Origin of the sequence: Anoxybacillus suryakundensis (assembly GCF_001418025.1) — a bacterium.
Lineage (GTDB): Bacteria > Bacillota > Bacilli > Bacillales > Anoxybacillaceae > Anoxybacillus > Anoxybacillus tengchongensis.
Window position 1 is genome coordinate 54041 of sequence record NZ_LIOK01000010.1, and the last position, 22837, is coordinate 76877.

Below are 22837 nucleotides of genomic sequence, written 5' to 3' on the forward strand. Positions count from 1 at the left end.
AAATCGATTTTATCACTTAACCTTTCAGACAATAGCGATAACGGTTGTTTTTTTCAATTGTTTTGTAAGATCATCCCGCTATGAGAAATGTGAGGAGTAGATGAACAATTAATGATTTTTTTGGAGGATTTGATTACACTTTATTCAAGAAAAGTACAATGAGACATTAACTGCGCCTACTGATGAATCCACCGAGGACAATCTTTTAGATTGAGTTCCAATTTCGCATATTCCGATGTATTTGATTTGGCGAACAGTGCCAGGCACTGTTCGCCTTCAAGAATGTCATGCTGTTTTATGTGGATGAGACACATGTTCGGGCCTATCAAGCGCTACGTACGACATGGGCAGAAGTAGGAGATCAAAAACAAGTGCCAAGCTACGGTCACCATGACCATGTGTCCATTTTTGGTGCAGTTGACGTTCAACAAGGCGATGTGGTGTTTCATCGTGCATCATCCGTCAATGCCGAAACGTTCCTTGACTTTTTGCGCCGATTGAGCTTGAGGTGTATAAAAAGCCAAACGTCAAGCCTATTACGTATACGCTCCAAGAACGAAACGTCGGGCTTAACATTTTGCCACGCTGGGGAAATTACAAGCTAAAAGAAATCGATCGGGTCGAGTATCAAAAATGGATCAACGAATTGGGGAAACAATATAGCGAGGGGACAGTGCAGCGAATTCACAGCATCATGAACTCAGCACTAAATGATGCTGTTCATGAATTTCGTATTTTGCGCGAGAATCCCGTCACTAAAACCACTATTCCAAAGGAGACAGAGAAAAATAACGAGCTGAAGTATTTTACACGTGAGCAACTGGAGAAGTTTTTGAACGAGGTAAAGAAGCCGCAAAAACACGCGAAGTATCAACATTCGATTCAATATTACGTGTTATTTACGCTTTTAGCGCGGACAGGATTACGAATTGGCGAAGCGTTGGCTTTGACCTGGGATGATATTGACTTGGAAAATAAAACGCTCACGGTGAACAAAACGCTAGTGTGTCCGACGAACTCGACACCCTATCTTTCCACTCCAAAATCAAAGGCGAGTCTGCGGACGATTAAGCTGGATGAAGTGACCATTCGTTTATTGAAAAAACATCGCATCAATCGGAACGAGATGTATTTAAGATATCCCGGCTACAAGAAGCCAGAAACGAACATCGTCTTTCACCAGCAAGATGGACGTTGGTTGCGGACGAATGTCGTAAGGGAATATTTCAAAGAAGTATGTAAACGGGCAGAACTTCCTGTTTTATCGCCGCATGCGTTACGTCATAGTCACGCCGTGCATCTTTTAGAGGCTGGGGCAAATATCAAATATGTTTCCGAGCGATTAGGGCATGCCAGCATAAAAATGACCGCTGATACGTACCTCCATGTGACCAAGAAAATTGAGGATGGGGCACTGGAGTTGTATCAGCGGTACACCGAAAGAAAATGAATTGTGGGTGAATTGTGGGTGAAGCGCCCACAACGGAGCGCTAAACCCTTTATTTATCAAGGTTAACCAATACTACCTTCCATTTCAAACTTAATGAGACGGTTCATTTCAACGGCGTATTCCATCGGGAGTTCTCTTGTAAACGGCTCAATAAAGCCCATTACGATCATTTCTGTCGCTTCTTGTTCAGAGATGCCGCGGCTCATTAAATAAAATAGTTGTTCTTCTGATACTTTCGACACTTTTGCTTCATGTTCAAGCGAAATATTGTCGTTTAAAATTTCGTTATATGGAATCGTATCGGATGTCGATTGATTATCCATGATGAGTGTGTCGCACTCAATATTTGAACGTGATCCGTCCGCCTTCCGTCCGAAATGAACGATACCGCGATATGTGACTTTTCCGCCTTGTTTCGAAATCGATTTGGATACGATCGTTGATGACGTATTTGGTGCTAAATGAATCATTTTTGCACCTGCGTCTTGATGTTGTCCTTTTCCAGCAATCGCAATCGAAAGTGTCAAACCACGCGCACCTTCTCCTTTTAAAATAACTGCTGGATATTTCATCGTTAGCTTCGATCCGATATTTCCGTCAATCCATTCCATCGTCGCGTTTTCTTCGCAAACTGCACGTTTTGTCACGAGGTTGAAGACGTTGTTTGCCCAGTTTTGAATCGTTGTATAACGGCAATACGCGCCCTTTTTCACGATAATTTCAACGACGGCGCTATGAAGCGAGTTTGTCGTATAGACAGGCGCCGTACAGCCTTCAACGTAATGAACGTGTGCCCCTTCGTCGACGATAATTAACGTCCGCTCAAATTGGCCCATATTTTCCGAGTTAATTCGGAAATACGCTTGCAACGGCGTATCAACTTTTACACCTTTTGGTACGTAAATGAATGAACCACCAGACCAAACGGCTGAGTTGAGTGCTGCAAATTTATTATCTGTCGGCGGAACGACTTTCGCCCAATGCTCGCGGAACAAATCTTCGTTTTCTTTTAGCGCTGAGTCTGTATCTTTAAAAATGACCCCTAATTTCTCAAGGTCTTCTTTCATGTTATGGTATACAACTTCCGACTCGTATTGCGCCGATACCCCAGCTAAATATTTTTGTTCTGCTTCTGGAATACCGAGCTTATCGAACGTTGCTTTAATTTCTTCTGGTACTTCATCCCAAGAACGACCGGATTTTTCCGACGGTTTGACGTAATACGTAATTTCATCGAAATCTAAGCTTGATAAATCGCCACCCCATTGTGGCATCGGCATGCTGTAAAAAATATCTAACGCCTTCAAGCGAAAGTCAAGCATCCACTTTGGTTCATTTTTCATTCGCGAAATTTCTTCTACAATTTCGCGCGTTAATCCACGCTCAGCGCGGAAGACAGATACATCTTTATCGGCGAAACCGTACTTATATTCACCGATTTCTGGCATTTTTTTCGCCATCTCGTTCGCCTCCTTGTTTTATGACTAGCCTTGTTGCTCATGCAATCCTTTTTCCATCGCTTTCCACGCTAACGTTGCACATTTAATGCGAGCTGGAAATTTCGATACACCTTGAAGTGCTTCAATATCACCTAAATCAATCGAATCATCATAATCTTTTCCTTGCATCATGTCGGAAAAAATCGTTGATAGCTTGAGCGCCTCTTCAATCGTTTTTCCTTTAATCGCCTCCGTCATCATCGATGCGGAGGACATCGAAATAGAACAGCCCTCTCCTTCAAACTTCGCATCGACAATTTTTCCGCCTTCTACTTTTAACGTTAAATGAATACGGTCGCCACACGTCGGGTTGTTCATGTTGATATCGACATGTTCCCCTTCTAACACACCACGATTTCTCGGGTTTTTATAATGATCCATAATGACTTGTCGATACAACGTATCTAAATGGCTATTAAAAGACATAGCTGAAATACTCCTTCGTTTTCTTTAATGCTGAAACGAGTGCATCAATTTCCTCTTCTGTGTTGTACAAATAAAAGCTTGCGCGTGCAGTTGCCGTCACGTTTAGCCACTTCATAAGTGGTTGCGCACAATGGTGACCAGCACGAACAGCAATACCTTCCGCATCTAAGACGGTCGCAACATCGTGCGGATGAACACCGTCAATATTAAATGTCACGAGCCCTGCCCGTTCTTTCGGACCGTAAATCGTTAACCCGTCAATCGTTGACAACTGTTCAAGTGCATATTGTGCTAAACGATGTTCATGCTCAGCAATATAATCTAACCCAATTTGTTCAAGGAAATCGATCGCAGCTCCTAAACCAATCGCTCCAGCGATAATTGGTGTACCACCCTCAAATTTCCACGGAAGTTCTTTCCATGTTGACTCATACAAACCAACGAAATCAATCATTTCGCCACCAAATTCAACAGGCTCCATTTGCTCAAGTAAGCGTTTTTTACCGTATAATACGCCAATACCTGTCGGACCGCACATTTTATGGCCTGAAAACGCATAAAAATCGCAATCGAGCTCCTGTACGTTCACTTTCATATGCGGCGTACTTTGCGCCCCGTCAACAACAACAACGGCACCGTTTTTGTGCGCGATTTGCGCAATTTCTTTTACTGGGTTAATTGTACCGAGTACGTTTGATACGTGCATCACAGCCACAATTTTTGTGTTCGACGTGACTGTTTGTTCCACATCTGCTAAGCGAATCGTTCCGTCTGGTTGAAGCGGAATGTATTTTAACGTTGCCCCTGTTTGTCTGGCAACTTGTTGCCATGGGATGATGTTGCTATGGTGCTCCATGTACGTAATGACAATTTCATCGCCTTCACGCACGTTGGCGCGACCGTAGCTTGCCGCCACTAGATTAATCGCCGTTGTCGTCCCGCGTGTAAAAATAATTTCTTCTGTCGAGGCGGCACCAATGAAGCGCCGCACTTTTTCGCGCGCCCCTTCGTATGCATCGGTTGCCTTCGTACCAAGCGTATGCACGCCGCGATGAACGTTTGAATTGTATTGACGATAATAATTGTCAATCGCTTCAATGACCGACAACGGTTTTTGTGACGTCGCCGCGCTATCTAAATAAACGAGTGGCTTGCCGTTTACTTGTTGATCTAAAATCGGAAATAGTTGACGAAGTTCTTTTCCGTTCATCATTTAACTTTCCTTTCGATCACTTCGATTAATTGTTTTTTCACACGTTCAATTGGAATTTCATTGACGACTGGCGCTAAAAAGCCATGAATAATTAATCGCTCCGCTTCCGTTTTCGAAATACCGCGGCTCATTAAATAATATAATTGCGTCGGATCAACTCGACCGACAGATGCCGCATGACCGGCTGTCACATCATCTTCATCAATTAATAAAATCGGATTCGCATCCCCGCGTCCTTTTGGACTTAACATAAGCACACGTGATTCTTGTTCTGCATTTGATTTCGATGCCCCGTGCTCAATTTTACCGATGCCGTTAAAAATGGAAGTCGCTTCGTCTTTCACAACGCCATGTTTTAAAATGTAGCCTTCTGTATGTTTTCCGTAATGAATGACGCTTGTCGTAAAGTTTTGCACTTGCTCACCGCGACTTACAACAACTGTCTTCGTATCACCGAATGAGCCGTCGCCAATGAGGCGCGTCACGTTTTCTGAAATCGTGTTTCCGTCGTTCATTAAACCGAGCGCCCATTCAATGCGTGCATGACGACCTGTGATACCGCGGCGGTTTACGTATGTCGTCGTCCCTTTCGCTAAACTGTCCACAGCGCCAAAAAATACTTGCGCATCGTCTAATGCAAACACTTCAGCAATGATGTTCACGATCGCTTCGGAACGTTCACATGTTGAAATGTAGTTTTCGACATACGTTACTTTACTACCGACGTCCGCAACAATAATGACATGGTTAAATAACGCTTCCGCTTTTTCATGCACATATACCGCTTGCAACGGCACATTCACTTGCACGTGCTTTGGTACGTATACAAACATTCCGCCGTTTACAAGTGCGGCATGAAGCGCAGCTAGGCGATGTTCGTTTACTTTCACGCCGTCCATAAAATATTTTTGCACAAGCTCGCTATGTTCATGGACAGCTGTCGCTAAGTCTGTAAAAATGACACCTTTTTCTTTTAATTCATCAGCAAGCGATACGTATGCACATGTATGATCGCGTTGCACATATACGTTTTTTTGCTCTTCGTCGATATCGATTAGCACTTTCACTTCTTCTGGCAACTCTTCTAACGAAGAAAGTGGCGCACTTTCAACGAGATGAGTAGAAAATTGCGTGAAATTCCAACGATCAATTTTTGTTTTATCTGGCTTCGGTAAAGGAAGTTGTTCCGCTTGCGCAAGAGCTTGTAAGCGAACATGTAAAAGCCAGTCCGGTTCTCCACGCCCTTCAGAAAAAGAGCGTACATACTGTTGGTCGAATGGTAGTTTCGTCTCAATCATCACAAATCCTCCTAACGCTTACGCTTCTTGCTCGACGACTTCATCTTCAATGCCTAGCTCTTTTTTAATCCAGTCGTATCCTTCCGCCTCAAGACGTTGTGCTAACTCTGGACCACCAGATTTTACAATACGTCCTTGCATCATGACATGCACATAATCTGGTGTAATATAGTTTAATAAACGCTGATAGTGCGTAATGATTAAACAGCCGAAGTCGCTGCTACGCATTTCATTAACACCTTTTGCAACAACTTTTAATGCGTCAATGTCAAGCCCTGAGTCAATTTCATCTAAAATTGCAATTTTCGGTTGTAACATCATTAATTGCAAAATTTCATTTCTCTTTTTCTCTCCGCCTGAAAATCCTTCATTTAAATAACGATGCGCCATATCTGGATTCATTTCTAAAAACGCCATTTTTTCATCTAGTTGACGAATAAATTTCATTAATGAAATTTCGTTTCCTTCTCCACGACGCGCATTAATCGCTGAACGCAAGAAGTCGGCATTTGTCACACCGCTAATTTCGCTCGGATATTGCATCGCTAAAAACAACCCAGCACGAGCACGCTCGTCTACTTCCATTTCTAATACATCTTGACCATCTAATGTAATGCTTCCTTTTGTTACTTCATATTTTGGATGACCCATAATGGCCGCAGATAATGTCGATTTTCCTGTTCCGTTCGGTCCCATAATTGCATGAAACTCGCCGCCTTTAATTTCAAGGTTAACACCTTTTAAAATTTCCTTTCCGTCAATTGCAACGTGAAGATCTTTAATCGTTAATGTTGCCATAAAAAAATACCTCCAGTTTCACTTATGTTCATAAAACGTAATTCTCATTTTATTCTCATTACAATTTTATAACAGATGAAAAGTATTAGCAACCTTATTGCAAGCATTTTGATACTTTTTTGTTTCTAAAGTTTGTTCGCTTAATCACGTATGTAAAAAAGGATAGGAGACCTCCCTATCCTTTTAATGCATGCGAGTAAATTCATTAACACATTGCCGAACGAGCGTAACCGCTTGGCTCATCGTCGCTCCACCCGCTAAAGCAGCCGCAACGGCGCACGCTTCAAATATTTCTTTCTCTGTCGCCCCTTCATCAATGCACCCTTTCGTATGATAGATGGTGCAATATTCATCTTGTTTGGCGACGCTAATGCCCAATGCGATTAACTGCTTTTCTTTTTTCGATAACATCCCTTCTGCAAAACATGCTTCTGTAAACGCGTTAAACGTTTGCCCAACTTTCGGCATATGTTGCGTAAACGTTCCTAACCCTTGCTTATATTCGTGTAAACATTGTTCCATCGACATATGCACTCCTCCTTCCTTTTTATCATGCGTCGTTTTTCAAAAAATATAAAAGGATGCCCGATTGGACATCCTTATTTTGTCGCTGGAATAACTGCGCCATTATACTTTTGTAAAATGAAGTCTTGAATGTCTTTTGATTGCAATACTTCTACAAGCGTTTGAATTTCTTTACGTTTTTCGTCACCTTTGCGAACGGCAATAATGTTCACGTATGGGTTGTTTTCTGGCGATTCAACCGCAATCGGATCTTTTGCTGGATCTAAACCAGCATCTAACGCATAGTTTGCGTTAATTAATACTGCATCTCCTTCGTTGTTTTTATATACTTGTGGAAGCAATCCAGCTTCGACATCTGCTTCAAACACTAAATTTTTCGGATTTTCAACGATATCATCAACAGTTGCTTTCGTTTTGTCGACACCTTCTTTTAACTTAATTAACCCTTTTTCTTCAAGCATCGATAAAATGCGACCGTGGTCAGCAACCGAGTTGCTCATAATAATTTTCGCACCGTTTGGTAGCTCTTCAAGGCTTTTATATTTTTTAGAGTATACGCCGATTGGCTCAATATGAATACCACCAGCATTTACAAAGTCATAGCCATGTTCTTTCATTTGTGCTTCTAAATAAGGAATGTGTTGGAAATAGTTTGCATCTAACTCTTTATCCGCTAACGCTTTGTTCGGTAATACGTAATCTTGGAATGTCACAATTTCTAATTCAATACCTTTTTCTTTTAAAATCGGTTTTGCTTGTTCTAAAATTTCCGCATGTGGCACGTTTGATGCCCCAACGACAAGCTTATTCGTCTTTTCTTCCGCACTTTCGCTGTTTCCGCAAGCAGCAAGCGCTAATACAACAACTGCAGCAACAAGTAAAGAAATCCATTTTTTCATCTGTTTCTTCCTCCTTTTTATCGTTTATCTATTTTAGAAGTGACAAAGTCACCAATAAACTGAATAATAAAGACGATGATTAAAATGAGCACTGTCGCAACAAATGTAACGTCGTTATTGTTGCGTTGAAATCCTTCTAAATACGCTAAGTTTCCAAGCCCCCCAGCACCAACAACTCCTGCCATCGCTGTGTAACCAACGAGCGCGATTGCTGTTACCGTAATCCCAGATACAAGGGCAGGGAGCGCTTCTGGAAGAAGCACTTTCCAAATGATTGTTGTTGTCGTCGCTCCCATCGCTTTTGCCGCTTCAATGACACCTTTATCAATTTCACGAAGCGCAATTTCAACCATGCGTGCATAAAACGGTGCAGCACCAATAATGAGCGCTGGTAGCGCAGCATTCGCTCCAAGAATCGTGCCGACAACGAGCTTTGTAAACGGAATGAGCAAAATAATTAAAATAATGAACGGGATGGAACGGAAAATATTGACGAACGATGCGATCACACCGTTAATCAAACGATTTTCCCATATGTTTCCCTTAGACGTTAGAAACAACAACAACCCAAGTAAAATACCGAGCACAAATGTTGCTGCAACAGAAATAGCGGTCATATACAACGTCTCCATCGTTGCCGCCCATATTTTTTCCCAAACGACGTTCGGAAATAGTTCATTGGACATTCGCCAACACCTCCACTTCAACTTCTTGCTGGCGAATAAAAGCGAGCGCTCGCTCAACTTCTCCATTCGCACCATCTAAGTGAATGAACAACACCCCGTATGAACCGTGATGCGTTTGTGAAATTTTCCCTTGTAAAATATTTATATTCAAATCGAATTGGCGAATAAGTTGTGTAATGAGCGGTTGCTCAGCCGCTTCGCCGACAAACGTAAGCTGGACAACTTGGCCGTTCGGATAACGTTCAAGAAGATGCAACATCGCTTCTTTTGTTTCCTCCGGCTCCGTCACTTGCTGAACAAATCGTTTCGTAATCGGTTGTTCTGGCTTACGGAACACGTGAAGCACTTCGCCCATTTCGACAATTTTTCCGTTTTCCATTACCGCTACACGATCACAAATTTTACGAATAACGTGCATTTCGTGTGTAATTAATACGATCGTTAAGCCGAGGCGTTTGTTAATATCAACAAGCAAATCTAAAATGGAATCGGTCGTTTGCGGATCAAGCGCCGACGTTGCTTCATCACATAATAACACTTTCGGGTTGTTCGCTAATGCGCGCGCAATGCCGACACGCTGCTTTTGCCCCCCGCTCAGTTGTGACGGATACGCATGTTCTCTTCCTTGCAAACCGACGAGTTGAATGAGTTCATCGACGCGTTTCATTCGTTCTTCTTTCGGTACACCCGCAATTTCTAACGGAAAAGCAATGTTTTCGCGCACCGTTCGCGACCAAAGTAAATTAAAGTGTTGAAAAATCATTCCAATTTGCTGACGCGCTTGTCGTAATTGTTTCCCACTAATTTTCCCCATATCTTTTCCATCGACAATGACTTCACCACTTGTCGGCTTTTCTAGTCCATTTAGCAATCGAATGAGGGAACTTTTCCCTGCTCCACTATAACCGATGATGCCGAAAATTTCTCCTTGTTCGATATGCAAGTTTACATGATCAACCGCCGTCACATGTCCACTTGCCGCTTTATATACTTTCGTTACGTTTGATAAAGTAATCATGCTGTCACCTTCCTTCCATGAAAAAAGCCTTTCTGCTCAAGAGAACAGAAAGGCGTCATCATCCATTCTGTCTCTTATCTCCCAAAGCAAACGCTTTGTGTGAATTGGCACCATTTCAGCAGCACTGACGGTTGCCGGGTTTCATCGGGCACATCCCTCCACCTCTCTTGATAAGAGCGCTTTTAAACGCTTTATTCAGTTAACGTTTTAATGCATTCAAGGACATTTTTAAACTACGAAAGTGAGTATATCATCAAAAGAAGGACGGTGTCAATAAAAATTTTTTCAACTATTTCCCGTCATGATTAAGTGAACTGAATATATATATCATTGAGGAATCGCTACTCCTAGGATGTCGGGCTACGAACAACCCTCTGCTTTTGTTATGTAAACAGTGTGAGAGGCTTACCCAAAACGCATTAGCGTTTTAGATCAGCCTCTTCAGTTCAAAAAATGAAGTTAAACTTTCCAATTGTAGGCATACATAGTTACATGACAAACGGATCCTTTAATTACATTCTTCTTTTGTAATTTTAATCGTTACGTACACTTTATGAAAGGAGTCATAGTAGTCAGCTTGTGCAACACTAGAGGTATACCATTTATCAACTAATTTTAAGTAAGAATCAGTGTTTTCTAAAGAATAAATCCCCGTAATAGTAGAAGTCTTAGTCGTTAGATTTCGATCGTACGTAACTGTCATCGTCACTGTACCATACATACTCTGAACCGTTTTTGTTTCTTTATTTCCTCGGACAATCGTATCAAGTGGAGCAATTTTTGATTTTGAATTGCTTAATTTTGCTATTGAACTCCCTACTGCAGGAGTAACTGTAATTGTTACATTCCCCTCTTTATATACTCGTTTCGGGAGCGTACTAGCTTCAGTAGTAATTAACGACCCAAAAAAACCATCTAATAACAGAGTAGCAGTTAGTGCTAGGGTAGCAACTAAAATAAGCCTTCTAAATTGCCTTTTCATTATTTTCTCTCCTCACATAGTCCAATTGTAATGCTAGTTCTCCGCTACTTGTCCATAATGAGATAGACTTGTACATTAGCGCCAGTTAAACATCGGTATCATGAATATAAGCAGGAATTTTTATTTAGCTGATTACTCACCATAGGTACAACATATTGTATAAAAATCGGACGTTCTTTATCTCAACTTATACATTGCTCATACTCCTCCGCTTCTTCTCCCAAAAATAGCTGATCAGCTATTTTCATTTTACCAAAAATAGAAAAGAAAAAAATCCGTATTTTCCGCCAATTTTTTGGCGAAAATCCGCCAATTTCTTCAAAATAAATGACAAAGTTTATTAAATGAAGTAGAATCTAGTAAAAAATAATGGAGGGGAAATCGCATGACTATTCGTACATTGCTTATTGATTCTGATCCTATCTATTTGCTTGGGTTGGAAAAATTATTGGAAAACGAAAGTAACATAACAGTTATCGGTTCTGTTTCTTGTCTTGATTCACTAGATACTCTCATACATATACATGTACCAGACGTCATTGTAATAAATGTACACATGCACATAGCAAAAGCATGGGACTGGGTAAAAAATGTGAAGGAGACACATCCCACGATAAATATCATTATGCTATGCAACTATCCACCGCTCGCCTTATCTGCGTACGAAGCAGGTGTATCCGGCGTATTGTCAAAAGAAAAAGTTTCCACTCATTTAGCACATGTGATCCGATACAGCAACGAAGGAGAAAAACTTTTTTTAGCGGATAATGAAACTGCGTATTTAACAAAGCACGGTTTAACAAACATGGAAATCGATATATTACAAATGTTAGCGGATGATCAAACGAGTACACAAATTAGCGAACAGCTAATGATAAGCAAACGAACAGTAGAACGTCACCTTTCTTGTATTTTCGAAAAACTAAAGGTTTCGTCACGAACTGGAGCGGTTGCGGAAGCGCTACGGTTACAACTCATAAAATGAAAGGTGCTAGTCGAAATATATAACTAGCACCTTTCATACCTACACTTGCGAATATACAGAACGAATACCTGTCGCCGCTTCAATTGCCTGTTCTAAGTCTTCAATTAAATCGTCCACGTTTTCGATTCCGACTGATAAACGAATCATATCTTCTGTTACACCAGACGCTTGTAAATCTTCTCCGCTCAGTTGTTGATGCGTCGTGCTCGCTGGATGAATAATTAAACTTTTTGCATCGCCGACGTTGGCGACATGCGACCAAAGTTTAACGTTGTTAATCAATGTCGCCCCCGCTTCACGACCGCCTTGAATGCCGAAAACAACGACAGCTCCTGCCCCCTTTGGCATATATTTTTTCGCTAGCTCTTTTGCTGGGTGATCGTCATGCTCAGGATATAACACCCAATTGACTGCTGGATGGTTGTCTAAATACTCAACAATTTTTCTCGTGTTGGCAATATGTTCTTTCATGCGTACGTGTAACGTTTCAAGCCCTAAATTAAACTGAAATGCGTTGAACGGGCTCATCGCTGGTCCTAAATCGCGCAATAGTTGCACGCGTGCTTTCACGATATACGCTGCTGCACCAATGTGTGCGTATACGAGATTATGGTAGCTTGGATCTGGTGTCGTAAACGATGGAAACTTCGGCGAATTCCAATCAAAATTTCCGCCGTCGACAATGATGCCACCTAGCGTCGTTCCGTTGCCAAGTAGCCATTTCGTCGCTGAATGAATAACGATATTTGCTCCGTGTTCAATCGGACGGCAAAGATAAGGCGTCGCAAACGTATTATCAATAATGAGCGGAATGCCTGCTTCGCGAGCAACCTCCGCAACCGCTTCAATATCTAACACGTGCAAGCTCGGATTGCCGATCGTTTCGGCAAAAATGGCTTTCGTTTTCGGCGTAATGGCAGCGCGGAAATTTTCTGGATCGGTCGGATCGACAAAATGTGTCGTGATGCCGTATTTCGGTAACGTATTTGCGAGCAAATTGTACGTTCCTCCATATAACGTCGAAGCAGAAACGATGTCATCCCCGGCTTGAGCGACGTTTAAAATCGCCATCGTAATCGCTGCCATTCCGCTCGCTACAGCTAAAGCTCCTACACCACCTTCGAGCTTGGCCACTCGTTCTTCAAATACAGTAACTGTCGGATTATGAATGCGTGTATAAATGTACCCCGCTTCTTTTAATGCAAATAAATTGGCCGCATGCTCCGTATGATCAAACAAATACGCATTGGACTGATAAATCGGCACTGCACGCGCTTTCGTTACTGGATCGGTTTGCAATCCGCCATGAACAGCAATCGTTTCAAATTTCATCGTTTCTCCTCCTGCACGAATAATTGTTGAATATTTTGAATTTTAACACGATAAAAATAGCTCGTCAATGAACAAGGTCGTACGGTTTAGCAAGAAAAAAGATCGACTCTAATAATAAAATGTGACGAAACGATGCTGTGACAGATAATTCATTTAATCGAAGTTGTTGCTGAAGTTTTAATGAACCTTCCAATAATGACATGATCGCTTTTGCTGAACCACGAATCGTAATCATTTGCTCCACATTTGCCTCTTCAACACGACGAATACCTTCTTTTGATACGCACAATAATACTTGCTTGCCTTCCCATTGCAATTGAATATATAAACAGTCATTCGGCAAAATCGGCGTTAACATGTTCATTCAACCGCCCCCGTCCCATATTTCTCATATCCATTATTTCCATACGAAGACGAGTAGTTCCTGCTATAAACGGTCGACAAATGTCTTCTTTCCTCGTCAATTTCCCAAGAAATATGTCGAAAGCTGGCTTATTCAGCCAGCTTTCGCAACGTTTCGTATAAGTATGGAACCGAATGAAAGGCGTATATTTTTTGTACAAGTTCGCCATGTTGAAAAATAAGTAAACAAGGAACGCTTTCAATGCACCACTCAACCGCTTTGTCCGGCACATAGTTTAAATCTTGACGCTCAAATGTAACGGTTGGCAATAACTGTTCAAGTACATCAACCATTCGACTTGCCACTTGACACGTGCCACATAATGGTGTGTACATATAGACAACTTTCACGACAATCACACAACTTTCTATAAATATTGTGCGTGTACATCAATGTTTGCACTTAATAATACAACCGCGATGTGATGCTTCGGAGCGGCTGCCACCTCACGATACATTTTATCAATATATAAATGCTCAGCATGAGGAAACTCTCGACGAAGTTGACGACGCAATTTTTCCCCTGCTTCATCGGAATCAACTAAAATGTACACATCTTTATCGTACAAAGCATCGATTAATTCATCAAGTTTGGTGGTGCTAAGCGTTCCGTTTGTACATATAATTTCAACAGGTTCACTAATGATACTTTCGATTTTTCGTTTATCTGAGCGCCCTTCCACAATAATCACTTTTTCTACATCAACAATCGCCATCGTCATCACCTTGCATATTCATTTATGTATATTATATTCGTGATCGCACACCTTTTCTCCTTTTATCCCATAGAAAAGGACAGCGCCGTCGCTGCCCTTAACACCAACCATCTTCTGTATCACAATCGACATATTTCATATTTGGATTTCCAGTAGCTGTCACACTTTTCAATATGCGCCCATTTTGCTGTTCATATCCATGTTTCAACTTAAACGTATTCGATTCTCGGACAAATTGTCCAACACATTCATTGTCATAAAACAATTGAAAATCACCGTTTTCATTCAATTTACCGATGACGTGTTGTGTAATATCCATCGTTTTTTGTTTTAGCAAAAAAGACACCCCTGTTGTATAGGGTGCCCTGTAAGTTCTTTTTTAGTCTTCGTTAATCATTTGTTCATATTGTTCCGCTGTTAACAAGTTGTCCACTTCACTTAGATCGCTCGGCTCAATGACAATCATCCATGCTTTATCATACGGTGATTCGTTTACATACTCTGGGTTGTCGTTCAACTCTTCATTCACAGCTACTACTTTCCCACTAATTGGAGCATATAATTCAGACACAGTTTTTACTGATTCCACGCTACCAAATGGCTCGTTTGCTGTGAGTTGAGCACCGACTTCTGGCAATTCAACGAATACGATGTCACCAAGTTCTGACTGGGCAAAGTCAGTAATCCCGATACGAACCGTACTTCCTTCGACACGCACCCATTCATGTTCTTGTGAATAACGTAGCTCTTTTGGAATGCTCATCGTTTTCCCTCCAACATATCATCTTCTTCTTCATCATACACGATTTTTAATATGATTTCACGATAATTTAAACATTTCGTGATATTTTTGTTCGTCAAATCCGACAATGACTTGTTCTCCGTTTGTGATGATTGGACGCTTCATTAACATCCCGTCTGATGACAACAATTGCAACATTTCTTCTTCTGTCATCGTCTTTAATTTGTCTCTTAACCCGAGTTCACGATACTTCATACCGCTCGTATTAAAAAATTTTTTTAAATCAAGCCCACTTTTTTCATATAGCGTCCGCAACTGCTCTTTTGATGGCGGCTGTTCAACGATATGTATAGCTTGTACCGAAATGTTGTTTTCATCTAACCATTTTTTTGCTTTGCGACATGTGCCGCATTTTGGATACCAATAAAATATTACCATTTTCTCACCTCATCTATGATACGATAACAAAGCGAAAGTACCAGACGATGCGTCTGGTACTTCCATTATTACACAACATACCGTTCAGCTTCAATTAATGCTTGTGCTGCTTCGCGTTTTTTCGCAATGATGTTCATTGGCGTGTGACGCGTTAATTTGCGCAATGCAGAAAGCATCATGCGCAACATATCGCCTTGCTCAACAGCAACGATCGTTTCTTTTGCATGTGCTTCAATTTCATTAAACGCTTCTTGGCAGAAAATTTGTGTGTACAATACTTTTTGTTTATTTTTCTCAACACTCGATTGGGCAATCGCTTTTTCCGTACGCAAAAGGGCTGATTCCATCGCATATACGTTGCTGACAATGTCCGCAATATTTACGAGCACTTCTTGTTCTTTTTCAAGTTTCGGACCAAACTTTTGAGCAGCTAATCCTGCGATCATTAAAGCGATTTTTTTCGCATTACGAACAAGATATTTTTCTTGTTCAAGCACGCCATCGCCAACCTCTTCGGGCATGAGCATCATGAGCTCTTCTTGTAGTTGTTGTGCTTTTTGTAAAAGAGGTAACTCGCCTTTCATCGCCTTTCTTAAATACATTCCTGGTACAAGGAGGCGGTTAATTTCGTTCGTTCCTTCAAAAATGCGGTTAATACGTGAATCGCGATACATGCGTTCAATTTCGTATTCTTGCATGAAACCATAACCACCGTGAATTTGTACCCCTTCATCCACGATATAGTCTAACATTTCCGTAGCAAATACTTTATTCAATGAACATTCAATCGCATATTCCGCAATCGCTTTTGCTGTTTCTTTTCCGTCTTTTGCTTGCTCATCCGTTAGCTGTCCCATGCGCGCTTCAAACAACCCGACTGTACGGTAGACGGAGCTTTCTGCCGCATACAATTTCGATGCCATCGTCGCTAATTTTTCTTGTGTTAATGTAAATTTCGAAATTGGTGTTTTAAATTGTTGGCGTTGATTTGCGTATTGAATTGTCACCTCAAGGGCACGCTTTGCCCCGCCAACGGCACCGACACCAAGTTTATAGCGACCGATGTTTAAAATGTTAAAGGCGATGATATGCCCTTTGCCGATTTCACCAAGCACGTTTTCTTTCGGAACGAGCGCATCTTGTAAAATTAATGTGCGTGTCGATGAGCTTTTAATGCCCATTTTCTTTTCTTCTGCTCCTGTCGACACTCCTGGAAAATCACGCTCAACGATAAATGCTGTGAAATGCTCACCATCGACTTTCGCGTAGACAACGAATACATCAGCAAACCCAGCGTTCGTAATCCATTGTTTTTCCCCATTTAAAATGTAATGCGTACCTTCCGGATTCAGTTTTGCTGTCGTTTTCGCACCGAGTGCATCCGAACCAGAGCCTGGTTCTGTTAACGCATAAGCAGCAATTTTCTCACCTGTCGCAAGCGCTGGTAAATATTTTTGCTTTTGCTCTTCTGTTCCGAACAAGACGATCGGAAGTGAGCCAATCCCAACGTGCGCGCCGTGTGAAATCGAGAAGCCGCCTGCGCGCGCCATTTTTTCAGCAATTAATGCCGAGCTAATTTTATCTAAACTTAATCCGCCGTATTCTTCCGGCACATCTGCGCCAAGCAATCCGAGTTCACCTGCTTGCTTTAAAAGAGCTACCGAGCGATCAAACTCATGGTTTTCTAGATGTTCTAGTTGCGGCAACACTTCATTAACGACAAATTCTTCTGTCGTTTTTGCAATCATTTTTTGTTCGTCTGTAAAATCTTCTGGTGTAAACACTTGAGTTGGTGACACATCTTCAATTAAAAAGCTACCACCTTGTGCAATTTGTAATGCTTTTTCCATCGTTTTCTCCCCCTCTTATAATAATTCAAATACGCCAGCAGCACCCATACCGCCGCCAATGCACATCGTGACAATACCAAATTGTTCGTTGCGACGACGCATTTCATGTAAAAGCGTCAACGTTAACTTCGCTCCTGTACAACCGAGCGGGTGACCGAGGGCAATAGCGCCTCCGTTCACATTTACCTTTTCTTCATCTAATCCGAGTTCGCGAATGACTTGAATGGCTTGTGATGCGAACGCCTCGTTTAGTTCAATTAAACCGATATCAGAAAGCTCAAGCCCTGCAAGCTCAAGCGCTTTTGGAATGGCTGCAATCGGACCGATACCCATCACTTCAGGTGGAACACCTGCCACAGCAAACGAGCGGAATTTACCAAGCGGTTGTAGACCAAGCGCTTTCGCCTTTTCATGATCCATCACCATCACCGCTGCTGCTCCGTCACTCGTTTGCGATGCGTTTCCTGCTGTTACCGTTCCGTTTACCGAAAATGCAGGACGCAACTTCGCAAGCGTCTCCATATTTGTATCTGGGCGAACCCCTTCATCTTGACTAAATGTCACCTTTTTCTCTACCAATCTATTATTTTCAATATGCCGGACAGTCACATCGACTGGTACAATTTCATCGACAAATTTTCCTTCTGCGATCGCTTTTGCTGCTCTTTGATGGCTGCGAACAGCAAACGCATCTTGATCTTCACGCGTCACCCCGTATTTCATGGCTACTTGCTCAGCTGTATGCCCCATCGACATATAATATTCTGGCGCGCTTTCTGCGAGCTTCACATTTGGGCGCACAACATGCCCCATCATCGGAACCATGCTCATCGACTCCACGCCACCAGCGATAATCGTATCTGCATGCCCAAGCATAATTCGCTCTGCCGCATAAGCGATCGCTTGCAAGCCAGATGAACAATAACGGTTAATTGTAATTGCTGGCACCGTATACGGCAACCCAGCAAGTGCACCAATGTTGCGCGCAATATTTAACCCTTGTTCTGCCTCTGGCATGGCACAACCGATAATGAGATCGTCAATGTTTCCTTCATAGTTTCCTGCTCGTTTCAACGTTTCTTTAACAACGATCGCCCCTAAATCATCTGGTCGGACGTTCGCTAGCGTCCCTTTTTTCGCTTTGCCGACAGGCGTGCGCGCCCCGGCAACGATGACCGCTTCTTTCACGTCAATCCCCCCTTAGTTTCTTAACGGCTTTCCTTTGAGAAGCATATGTTGCATGCGCGCTTGCGTTTTCGGTTCACCGACAAGACTTAAAAATGCTTCGCGCTCTAAATCAAGCAAATATTGTTCGTCCACTTCCGTTCCGTACGGTACGCTTCCACCAGCGATGACGTATGCAAGCTTTTTCGCAATTTTTAAATCATGCTCCGAAATATAGCCGGAATGATACATGCCTTGAGCGCCAAGCAACAATGTTGCATAACCTGTTTCTCCGACAACCGGAATTTTTTTGCGCACCGGCGGTTTGTATCCGCTCTCATATAGCGCTAACACCGCTTGTTTTGCGTCATAAATGAGATGGTCGTTATTGATGGAAATACCGTCTTGTGCATTTAAGAAATTCAATTCGCGCGCTTCTGCTGCCGATGTCGATACTTTCGCCATCGCAATCGTTTCAAACACTTTATTTGCAACCTTTTGTAAATCAAATTCCACACCGTTTGGCATACCACTTAAATGTTTCATGTATAGCTCTTTATTTCCACCGCCGCCCGGAATGAGACCGACGCCGACTTCAACGAGCCCCATGTACGTTTCTGCGGCTGCTTGAATGCGTGAAGTTGGTAAGCAAATTTCTGTTCCACCGCCAAGCGTCATTGCAAATGGCGCTGCGACAACCGGCTTTGAGCTATATTTTATATTCATCATCGCTTGTTGGAATTGACGAACGACCATTTCAATTTCAAAGTAGTTATCGTCTTGTGCTTCCATTAAGATCATGGCAAGGTTCGCACCGACGCAGAAGTTTTTCCCTTGATTTCCGATGACAAGCCCTTTATAGTTCCGATCGACTTCTTCTAACGCATAGTTAATCATTTGGATAATGTCCAAACCAATGGCGTTGTTTGGCGAATGAAATTCAAGTAATGCTACATCATCGCCAAGGTCAATTAAGCTTGCGCCGCTATTTTTCTTAATAACCCCTTTTTGCTCTTTTACGCGCTGAATGTGAATGACTTTTTCGTTTTCTTCAACCGGCTTGTATTGCCCGCGATCGTAATACGATACATAACCATGTTCACGCTTATAAAATGTTTCGTATCCGCTTGCTAGCATCTCTTCAACCCACGATGGTACTTGGCGACCTTCCGCCTTCATTTTTTCAATAGACTGTTTTACGCCAATTGCATCCCACGTTTCGAAAGGACCGAGCTCCCAGCCGAAGCCCCATTTCATCGCTCGGTCAATCGCTACGATGTCATCTGCGATTTCTCCAAGTAGCTCGGCAGAATATAATAACGTTGGACTTAAAATGTTCCAAAGTAATTGCCCCGCCCGGTCATTCGCATATACAAGCGCTTTCAATTTATTCGCTGTTCCTTTTGCTTGTTTGCTCATTTCGACGGACGGTGCCTTTAATTTTTTCGTCGGTTCATACTCAAGCGTTTCGTAATTTAATTCAAAAATGTCTTTTCCTTTTTTATAGAAAAATCCTTGACCTGATTTGCTACCAAGCCATCCTTTTTCCACCATCGTTTTCATAAAGGATGGAACAGCAAATACTTCTTTTTCTTCACCTTCTACTTTTTCAAACACGTTGTTAGCAACGTGAATAAACGTATCTAAACCAACGACATCAAGCGTGCGGAACGTTGCGCTTTTCGGACGGCCGATTAATGGACCTGTTACAGAGTCAACTTCACCAACGCTATAACCGCCTTTCATCATTTCACGTACCGTCACAAGCAAGCCGTACGTACCGATCCGATTGGCGATAAAGTTTGGCGTATCTTTTGCAAGAACGACTCCTTTACCGAGCACGTTTTCACCAAATTGTTTCATAAACGCCACAACTGCCGGATCAGTATGTTTTGTCGGAATGACTTCTAATAGTTTTAAATAGCGCGGCGGATTAAAAAAGTGCGTGCCTAAAAAGTGCTTTTTAAAATCTTCCGATCGTCCTTCTGCCATCGCTTCGATGGAAATGCCTGACGTGTTTGAGCTGACGATACTTCCTTGCTTTCTGACTTCATCCACTTTTTCAAACACACTTTTTTTCACATCAAGCCGTTCAACAACGACTTCAATGATCCAATCGCATTCTGCTAAGCGATGAAAGTCGTCTTCAAAGTTACCGACTTCGATTAATGCTAAGTTTTCTTTCGACATAAGTGGCGCTGGCTTTTGTTTCAATAAACGTTGAATCGCTTGATTGACGATGCGATTACGTACTTGTTTATGTTCAAGCGTCCATCCTTTTGCTTGTTCTTCGGCTGTCAACTCTTTCGGTACAATATCTAACAGTAATGTCGGAATGCCAACGTTCGCTAAATGCGCCGCAATTCCCGATCCCATGACACCGGAACCGAGAACAGCTGCTTTTTTAATTCGCATGCTCCTTCCCCCTTATCCGAATTGAATGAATGATCATTCATTTTCCCTTTATCTTAAATATAAATTATATTTCAAATTTTCGCAACAAATAAATGTAGCGAATTTTGTCAATGATTTAGGACATGATACGAAAGGAGGTGAGTTTGCGATGAAAATGAAAAAACACCCGTCTAAAGCAGGTGTGAGTGCTGCAAGTGTGAAAGGAAATGCTGGTCCGACGGTAGAACGTGATGGAGGCGGAAAGAAAACGAGCCAAAACCAACAATACGGAAAAGAAAATATGGGAAATGAATAAAGGTGGGAGATACCCACCTTTATTTTTTGAATATGCCTTTTAACACAAACGCCACATTGGCTGGACGTTCCGCTAGACGACGCATAAAATAGCCATACCAATCCGTTCCGTATGGAACATAGACGCGCATCGTATAGCCTTCGCGCACTAATTGTTCTTGGCGCTCTGGACGAATGCCGTATAACATTTGAAACTCAAATTGATTGTTTGGAATATTGTGCTCTTTTACCAATTGTTTCGTATATTCGATAATCGCATCATCGTGCGTAGCAACAGCTGTATAGTTACCATTTAACAAATGCATTTTAATAATCTTTTTAAAGTTTTCATCTACATCTTTTTTATCTGGAAAAGCGACTTCCGGCGACTCTTTATACGCACCTTTCACAAGGCGCAAGTTCGGATGATATGCATTTAAATCTTCAATATCTTTTTCTGTCCGATACAAATATGCTTGTAGTACCGTCCCGACATTGTCATACTCTTTTTTCAACTGTTTAAAAATATCAATCGTTTTTTGACAACGAGAATAATCTTCCATATCAATCGTAACAAATACGCCATGTATTTTTGCTTCATCTAAAATACGGCGCATATTTTTCATGACAAGCTCATCGGAAATGTCTAATCCCATCGATGTCATCTTTAGTGATAGTTGAGAATTTAATTGATTGGCGCCGATCGCACGAATCGCCTCAATCGAATGGTTCGCCATTTCATTGGCCTCTTGTTCATTATCAACAAATTCCCCTAAATAATCGATCGTGACCGCTAGTCCTTTACGATTGAGTTCTTTAATGACTTCCACTGCCCGTTCAATTGTTTCTCCCGCTACAAAACGCGACGCACCGAAACGAAGACCGTACCGTTTCGCCAATTTTGTTAACGTTTTATTTTTTGACAAAAACAAGAAAAAATCGCGCATGAGTTGTTCCATTGTTGTTTCCCCCTTTTGCAAGCGCATCCACCCGTATTGTAACACGTTTTCAGTAGCTTGAATATGTTTTTGTCGAATAATCATATTTTTTGTCTACATACGTATAACTATACAGCACGTGGGTAATATACAGTCGAACATGATTTTATATGGAGGGATGATCATGCAACAGCAAATAAACATGCATCAACATGGAATGATGGCTCAACCGCCTGAAATGATTTCAACAAAAGACGCTCTTTATTTAACGGATGCGCTCTCATGGAATTTACTTGCGATGAAAAAAGCACATTTTTTCGCTTCACAATGTCAAGATCAAGAAATTAAACAAGCGATTGAACGCGTTGGACAAATGCACCAGCGCCATTATCAACAATTGTTACATCAACTACAACCATCAGCGCATATTCAATAAGGAGGACATGACATGAAGGTGCAAAATCCAGAAACACAAATTCCAAAAACGCCACAAATGAACGATCGCGATTTTATTAATGATATGTTATCGACTGAAAAATATATGACAGACAGTTATTGTACGTTTTTAAACGAAGCAAGTCATCAACATTTGTATGACGAAATTTTGCATATGTTTACCGAAACACAAAACTGTCAACGTGAATTGTACAACTTAATGTTCAAAAAAGGATGGTATGCACTCGAGCAAGCGGATCAACAAAAACTGCAACAGTCGTATCAGCAATTCCAAGGATATGCGAGCCAATTTCCATACAACAATATGATGCAATGAGAAAAGCCGGCTGCTT

26 protein-coding genes, 1 pseudogene and 1 riboswitch are annotated in these 22837 nt (G+C 41.8%); of the genes and pseudogenes, 6 read left to right on the forward strand and 21 right to left on the reverse strand.

Features of this window, described 5'->3' with window-relative positions; translation table 11 throughout:
- Positions 1-287: 287 nt before the first annotated feature.
- Positions 288-605, forward strand: coding sequence for a transposase (locus ASC42_RS13730; protein WP_344853550.1), 318 nt, complete (start codon positions 288-290; stop codon positions 603-605).
- Positions 503-1450 (forward strand): annotated as a pseudogene (locus ASC42_RS08940) (tyrosine-type recombinase/integrase); the annotation flags it as partial. The gene ASC42_RS13730 and the pseudogene ASC42_RS08940, both read left to right, overlap by 103 nt.
- Positions 1451-1512: 62 nt before the next feature.
- Here ASC42_RS08940 and sufB read toward each other — a convergent pair.
- From sufB to ASC42_RS08990, 10 genes are all read right to left on the reverse strand, one after another.
- On the reverse strand, positions 1513-2910 hold the full coding sequence (sufB, locus tag ASC42_RS08945; protein ID WP_006322751.1) for a Fe-S cluster assembly protein SufB: 1398 nt from the start codon (positions 2908-2910) through the stop codon (positions 1513-1515).
- Between the two features lie 24 nt (positions 2911-2934).
- A complete protein-coding gene (gene sufU, locus ASC42_RS08950; RefSeq protein ID WP_055441462.1) occupies positions 2935-3375 on the reverse strand; it encodes a Fe-S cluster assembly sulfur transfer protein SufU in 441 nt (146 codons plus the stop codon).
- Positions 3365-4585: a cysteine desulfurase gene (locus tag ASC42_RS08955; protein WP_055441492.1), complete on the reverse strand. Its 1221-nt coding sequence runs from the start codon at positions 4583-4585 to the stop codon at positions 3365-3367. Before ASC42_RS08955 ends, sufU begins: the two co-directional genes overlap by 11 nt.
- Positions 4585-5889 (reverse strand): Fe-S cluster assembly protein SufD, encoded by a 1305-nt coding sequence (sufD, locus tag ASC42_RS08960; RefSeq protein ID WP_141653511.1) that lies wholly within the window; start codon positions 5887-5889, stop codon positions 4585-4587. The genes ASC42_RS08955 and sufD overlap by 1 nt, the downstream gene beginning before the upstream one ends.
- Before the next feature lie 15 nt (positions 5890-5904).
- On the reverse strand, positions 5905-6684 hold the full coding sequence (gene sufC, locus ASC42_RS08965) for a Fe-S cluster assembly ATPase SufC (RefSeq protein WP_009362262.1): 780 nt from the start codon (positions 6682-6684) through the stop codon (positions 5905-5907).
- A 183-nt stretch (positions 6685-6867) separates the two neighbouring features.
- Positions 6868-7212 carry a carboxymuconolactone decarboxylase family protein gene (locus tag ASC42_RS08970; protein ID WP_055441464.1) on the reverse strand — a complete coding sequence of 115 codons (345 nt, stop codon included), beginning with the start codon at positions 7210-7212 and terminating at the stop codon, positions 6868-6870.
- Between the two features lie 71 nt (positions 7213-7283).
- Positions 7284-8108 (reverse strand): MetQ/NlpA family ABC transporter substrate-binding protein, encoded by an 825-nt coding sequence (locus ASC42_RS08975; protein ID WP_055441465.1) that lies wholly within the window; start codon positions 8106-8108, stop codon positions 7284-7286.
- Between the two features lie 17 nt (positions 8109-8125).
- Positions 8126-8794, reverse strand: coding sequence for a methionine ABC transporter permease (locus ASC42_RS08980; RefSeq protein ID WP_055441466.1), 669 nt, complete (start codon positions 8792-8794; stop codon positions 8126-8128).
- Entirely contained in the window at positions 8784-9812 is a 1029-nt protein-coding gene (locus ASC42_RS08985) for a methionine ABC transporter ATP-binding protein (protein WP_055441467.1), read from the reverse strand. Before ASC42_RS08985 ends, ASC42_RS08980 begins: the two co-directional genes overlap by 11 nt.
- Before the next feature lie 71 nt (positions 9813-9883).
- Positions 9884-9989, reverse strand: a riboswitch (SAM riboswitch).
- Between the two features lie 331 nt (positions 9990-10320).
- Positions 10321-10794 carry a hypothetical protein gene (locus ASC42_RS08990; protein WP_055441468.1) on the reverse strand — a complete coding sequence of 158 codons (474 nt, stop codon included), beginning with the start codon at positions 10792-10794 and terminating at the stop codon, positions 10321-10323.
- A gap of 385 nt (positions 10795-11179) precedes the next feature.
- Between ASC42_RS08990 and ASC42_RS08995 the strand changes: the two genes are divergently transcribed.
- Positions 11180-11779: a response regulator transcription factor gene (locus tag ASC42_RS08995; RefSeq protein WP_055441469.1), complete on the forward strand. Its 600-nt coding sequence runs from the start codon at positions 11180-11182 to the stop codon at positions 11777-11779.
- 39 nt (positions 11780-11818) lie between these two features.
- Here ASC42_RS08995 and ASC42_RS09000 read toward each other — a convergent pair whose 3' ends face one another.
- The 10 genes from ASC42_RS09000 to ASC42_RS09045 all read right to left on the reverse strand — a co-directional run bounded on the left by ASC42_RS09000 (position 11819) and on the right by ASC42_RS09045 (position 20838).
- Positions 11819-13111 carry an O-acetylhomoserine aminocarboxypropyltransferase/cysteine synthase family protein gene (locus tag ASC42_RS09000; RefSeq protein ID WP_055441470.1) on the reverse strand — a complete coding sequence of 431 codons (1293 nt, stop codon included), beginning with the start codon at positions 13109-13111 and terminating at the stop codon, positions 11819-11821.
- A gap of 64 nt (positions 13112-13175) precedes the next feature.
- On the reverse strand, positions 13176-13475 hold the full coding sequence (locus tag ASC42_RS09005) for a hypothetical protein (RefSeq protein ID WP_055441471.1): 300 nt from the start codon (positions 13473-13475) through the stop codon (positions 13176-13178).
- A 128-nt stretch (positions 13476-13603) separates the two neighbouring features.
- Complete coding sequence (locus ASC42_RS09010) at positions 13604-13873, reverse strand: thioredoxin family protein (RefSeq protein WP_032101141.1); 270 nt, start codon at positions 13871-13873, stop codon at positions 13604-13606.
- Positions 13874-13881: 8 nt separating this feature from the next.
- Positions 13882-14229 (reverse strand): toprim domain-containing protein, encoded by a 348-nt coding sequence (locus tag ASC42_RS09015; RefSeq protein ID WP_055441472.1) that lies wholly within the window; start codon positions 14227-14229, stop codon positions 13882-13884.
- Positions 14230-14326: 97 nt separating this feature from the next.
- Positions 14327-14575, reverse strand: coding sequence for a YusG family protein (locus ASC42_RS09020; RefSeq protein WP_055441473.1), 249 nt, complete (start codon positions 14573-14575; stop codon positions 14327-14329).
- Between the two features lie 33 nt (positions 14576-14608).
- Positions 14609-14992, reverse strand: coding sequence for a glycine cleavage system protein GcvH (gcvH, locus tag ASC42_RS09025; RefSeq protein ID WP_055441474.1), 384 nt, complete (start codon positions 14990-14992; stop codon positions 14609-14611).
- Positions 14993-15049: 57 nt separating this feature from the next.
- Positions 15050-15409, reverse strand: a complete 360-nt coding sequence (locus tag ASC42_RS09030) for an arsenate reductase family protein (RefSeq protein WP_055441475.1) — start codon at positions 15407-15409, stop codon at positions 15050-15052.
- Between the two features lie 68 nt (positions 15410-15477).
- Positions 15478-17259, reverse strand: a complete 1782-nt coding sequence (locus ASC42_RS09035) for an acyl-CoA dehydrogenase family protein (RefSeq protein WP_055441476.1) — start codon at positions 17257-17259, stop codon at positions 15478-15480.
- Between the two features lie 15 nt (positions 17260-17274).
- Positions 17275-18447 (reverse strand): acetyl-CoA C-acetyltransferase, encoded by a 1173-nt coding sequence (locus ASC42_RS09040; protein WP_055441477.1) that lies wholly within the window; start codon positions 18445-18447, stop codon positions 17275-17277.
- A 12-nt stretch (positions 18448-18459) separates the two neighbouring features.
- Positions 18460-20838 (reverse strand): 3-hydroxyacyl-CoA dehydrogenase/enoyl-CoA hydratase family protein, encoded by a 2379-nt coding sequence (locus ASC42_RS09045; protein WP_055441478.1) that lies wholly within the window; start codon positions 20836-20838, stop codon positions 18460-18462.
- Positions 20839-20986: 148 nt separating this feature from the next.
- Between ASC42_RS09045 and ASC42_RS13735 the strand changes: the two genes are divergently transcribed.
- Complete coding sequence (locus tag ASC42_RS13735) at positions 20987-21133, forward strand: YuzL family protein (protein WP_009362277.1); 147 nt, start codon at positions 20987-20989, stop codon at positions 21131-21133.
- 19 nt (positions 21134-21152) lie between these two features.
- Here ASC42_RS13735 and ASC42_RS09055 read toward each other — a convergent pair whose 3' ends face one another.
- Entirely contained in the window at positions 21153-22070 is a 918-nt protein-coding gene (locus ASC42_RS09055) for a proline dehydrogenase family protein (protein WP_032101373.1), read from the reverse strand.
- 163 nt (positions 22071-22233) lie between these two features.
- Between ASC42_RS09055 and ASC42_RS09060 the strand changes: the two genes are divergently transcribed.
- Both ASC42_RS09060 and ASC42_RS09065 read left to right on the forward strand, forming a co-directional pair.
- Positions 22234-22485 carry a hypothetical protein gene (locus tag ASC42_RS09060; RefSeq protein ID WP_055441480.1) on the forward strand — a complete coding sequence of 84 codons (252 nt, stop codon included), beginning with the start codon at positions 22234-22236 and terminating at the stop codon, positions 22483-22485.
- A gap of 12 nt (positions 22486-22497) precedes the next feature.
- Complete coding sequence (locus tag ASC42_RS09065) at positions 22498-22821, forward strand: spore coat protein (RefSeq protein WP_055441481.1); 324 nt, start codon at positions 22498-22500, stop codon at positions 22819-22821.
- The last annotated feature ends 16 nt before the right edge of the window (positions 22822-22837 follow it).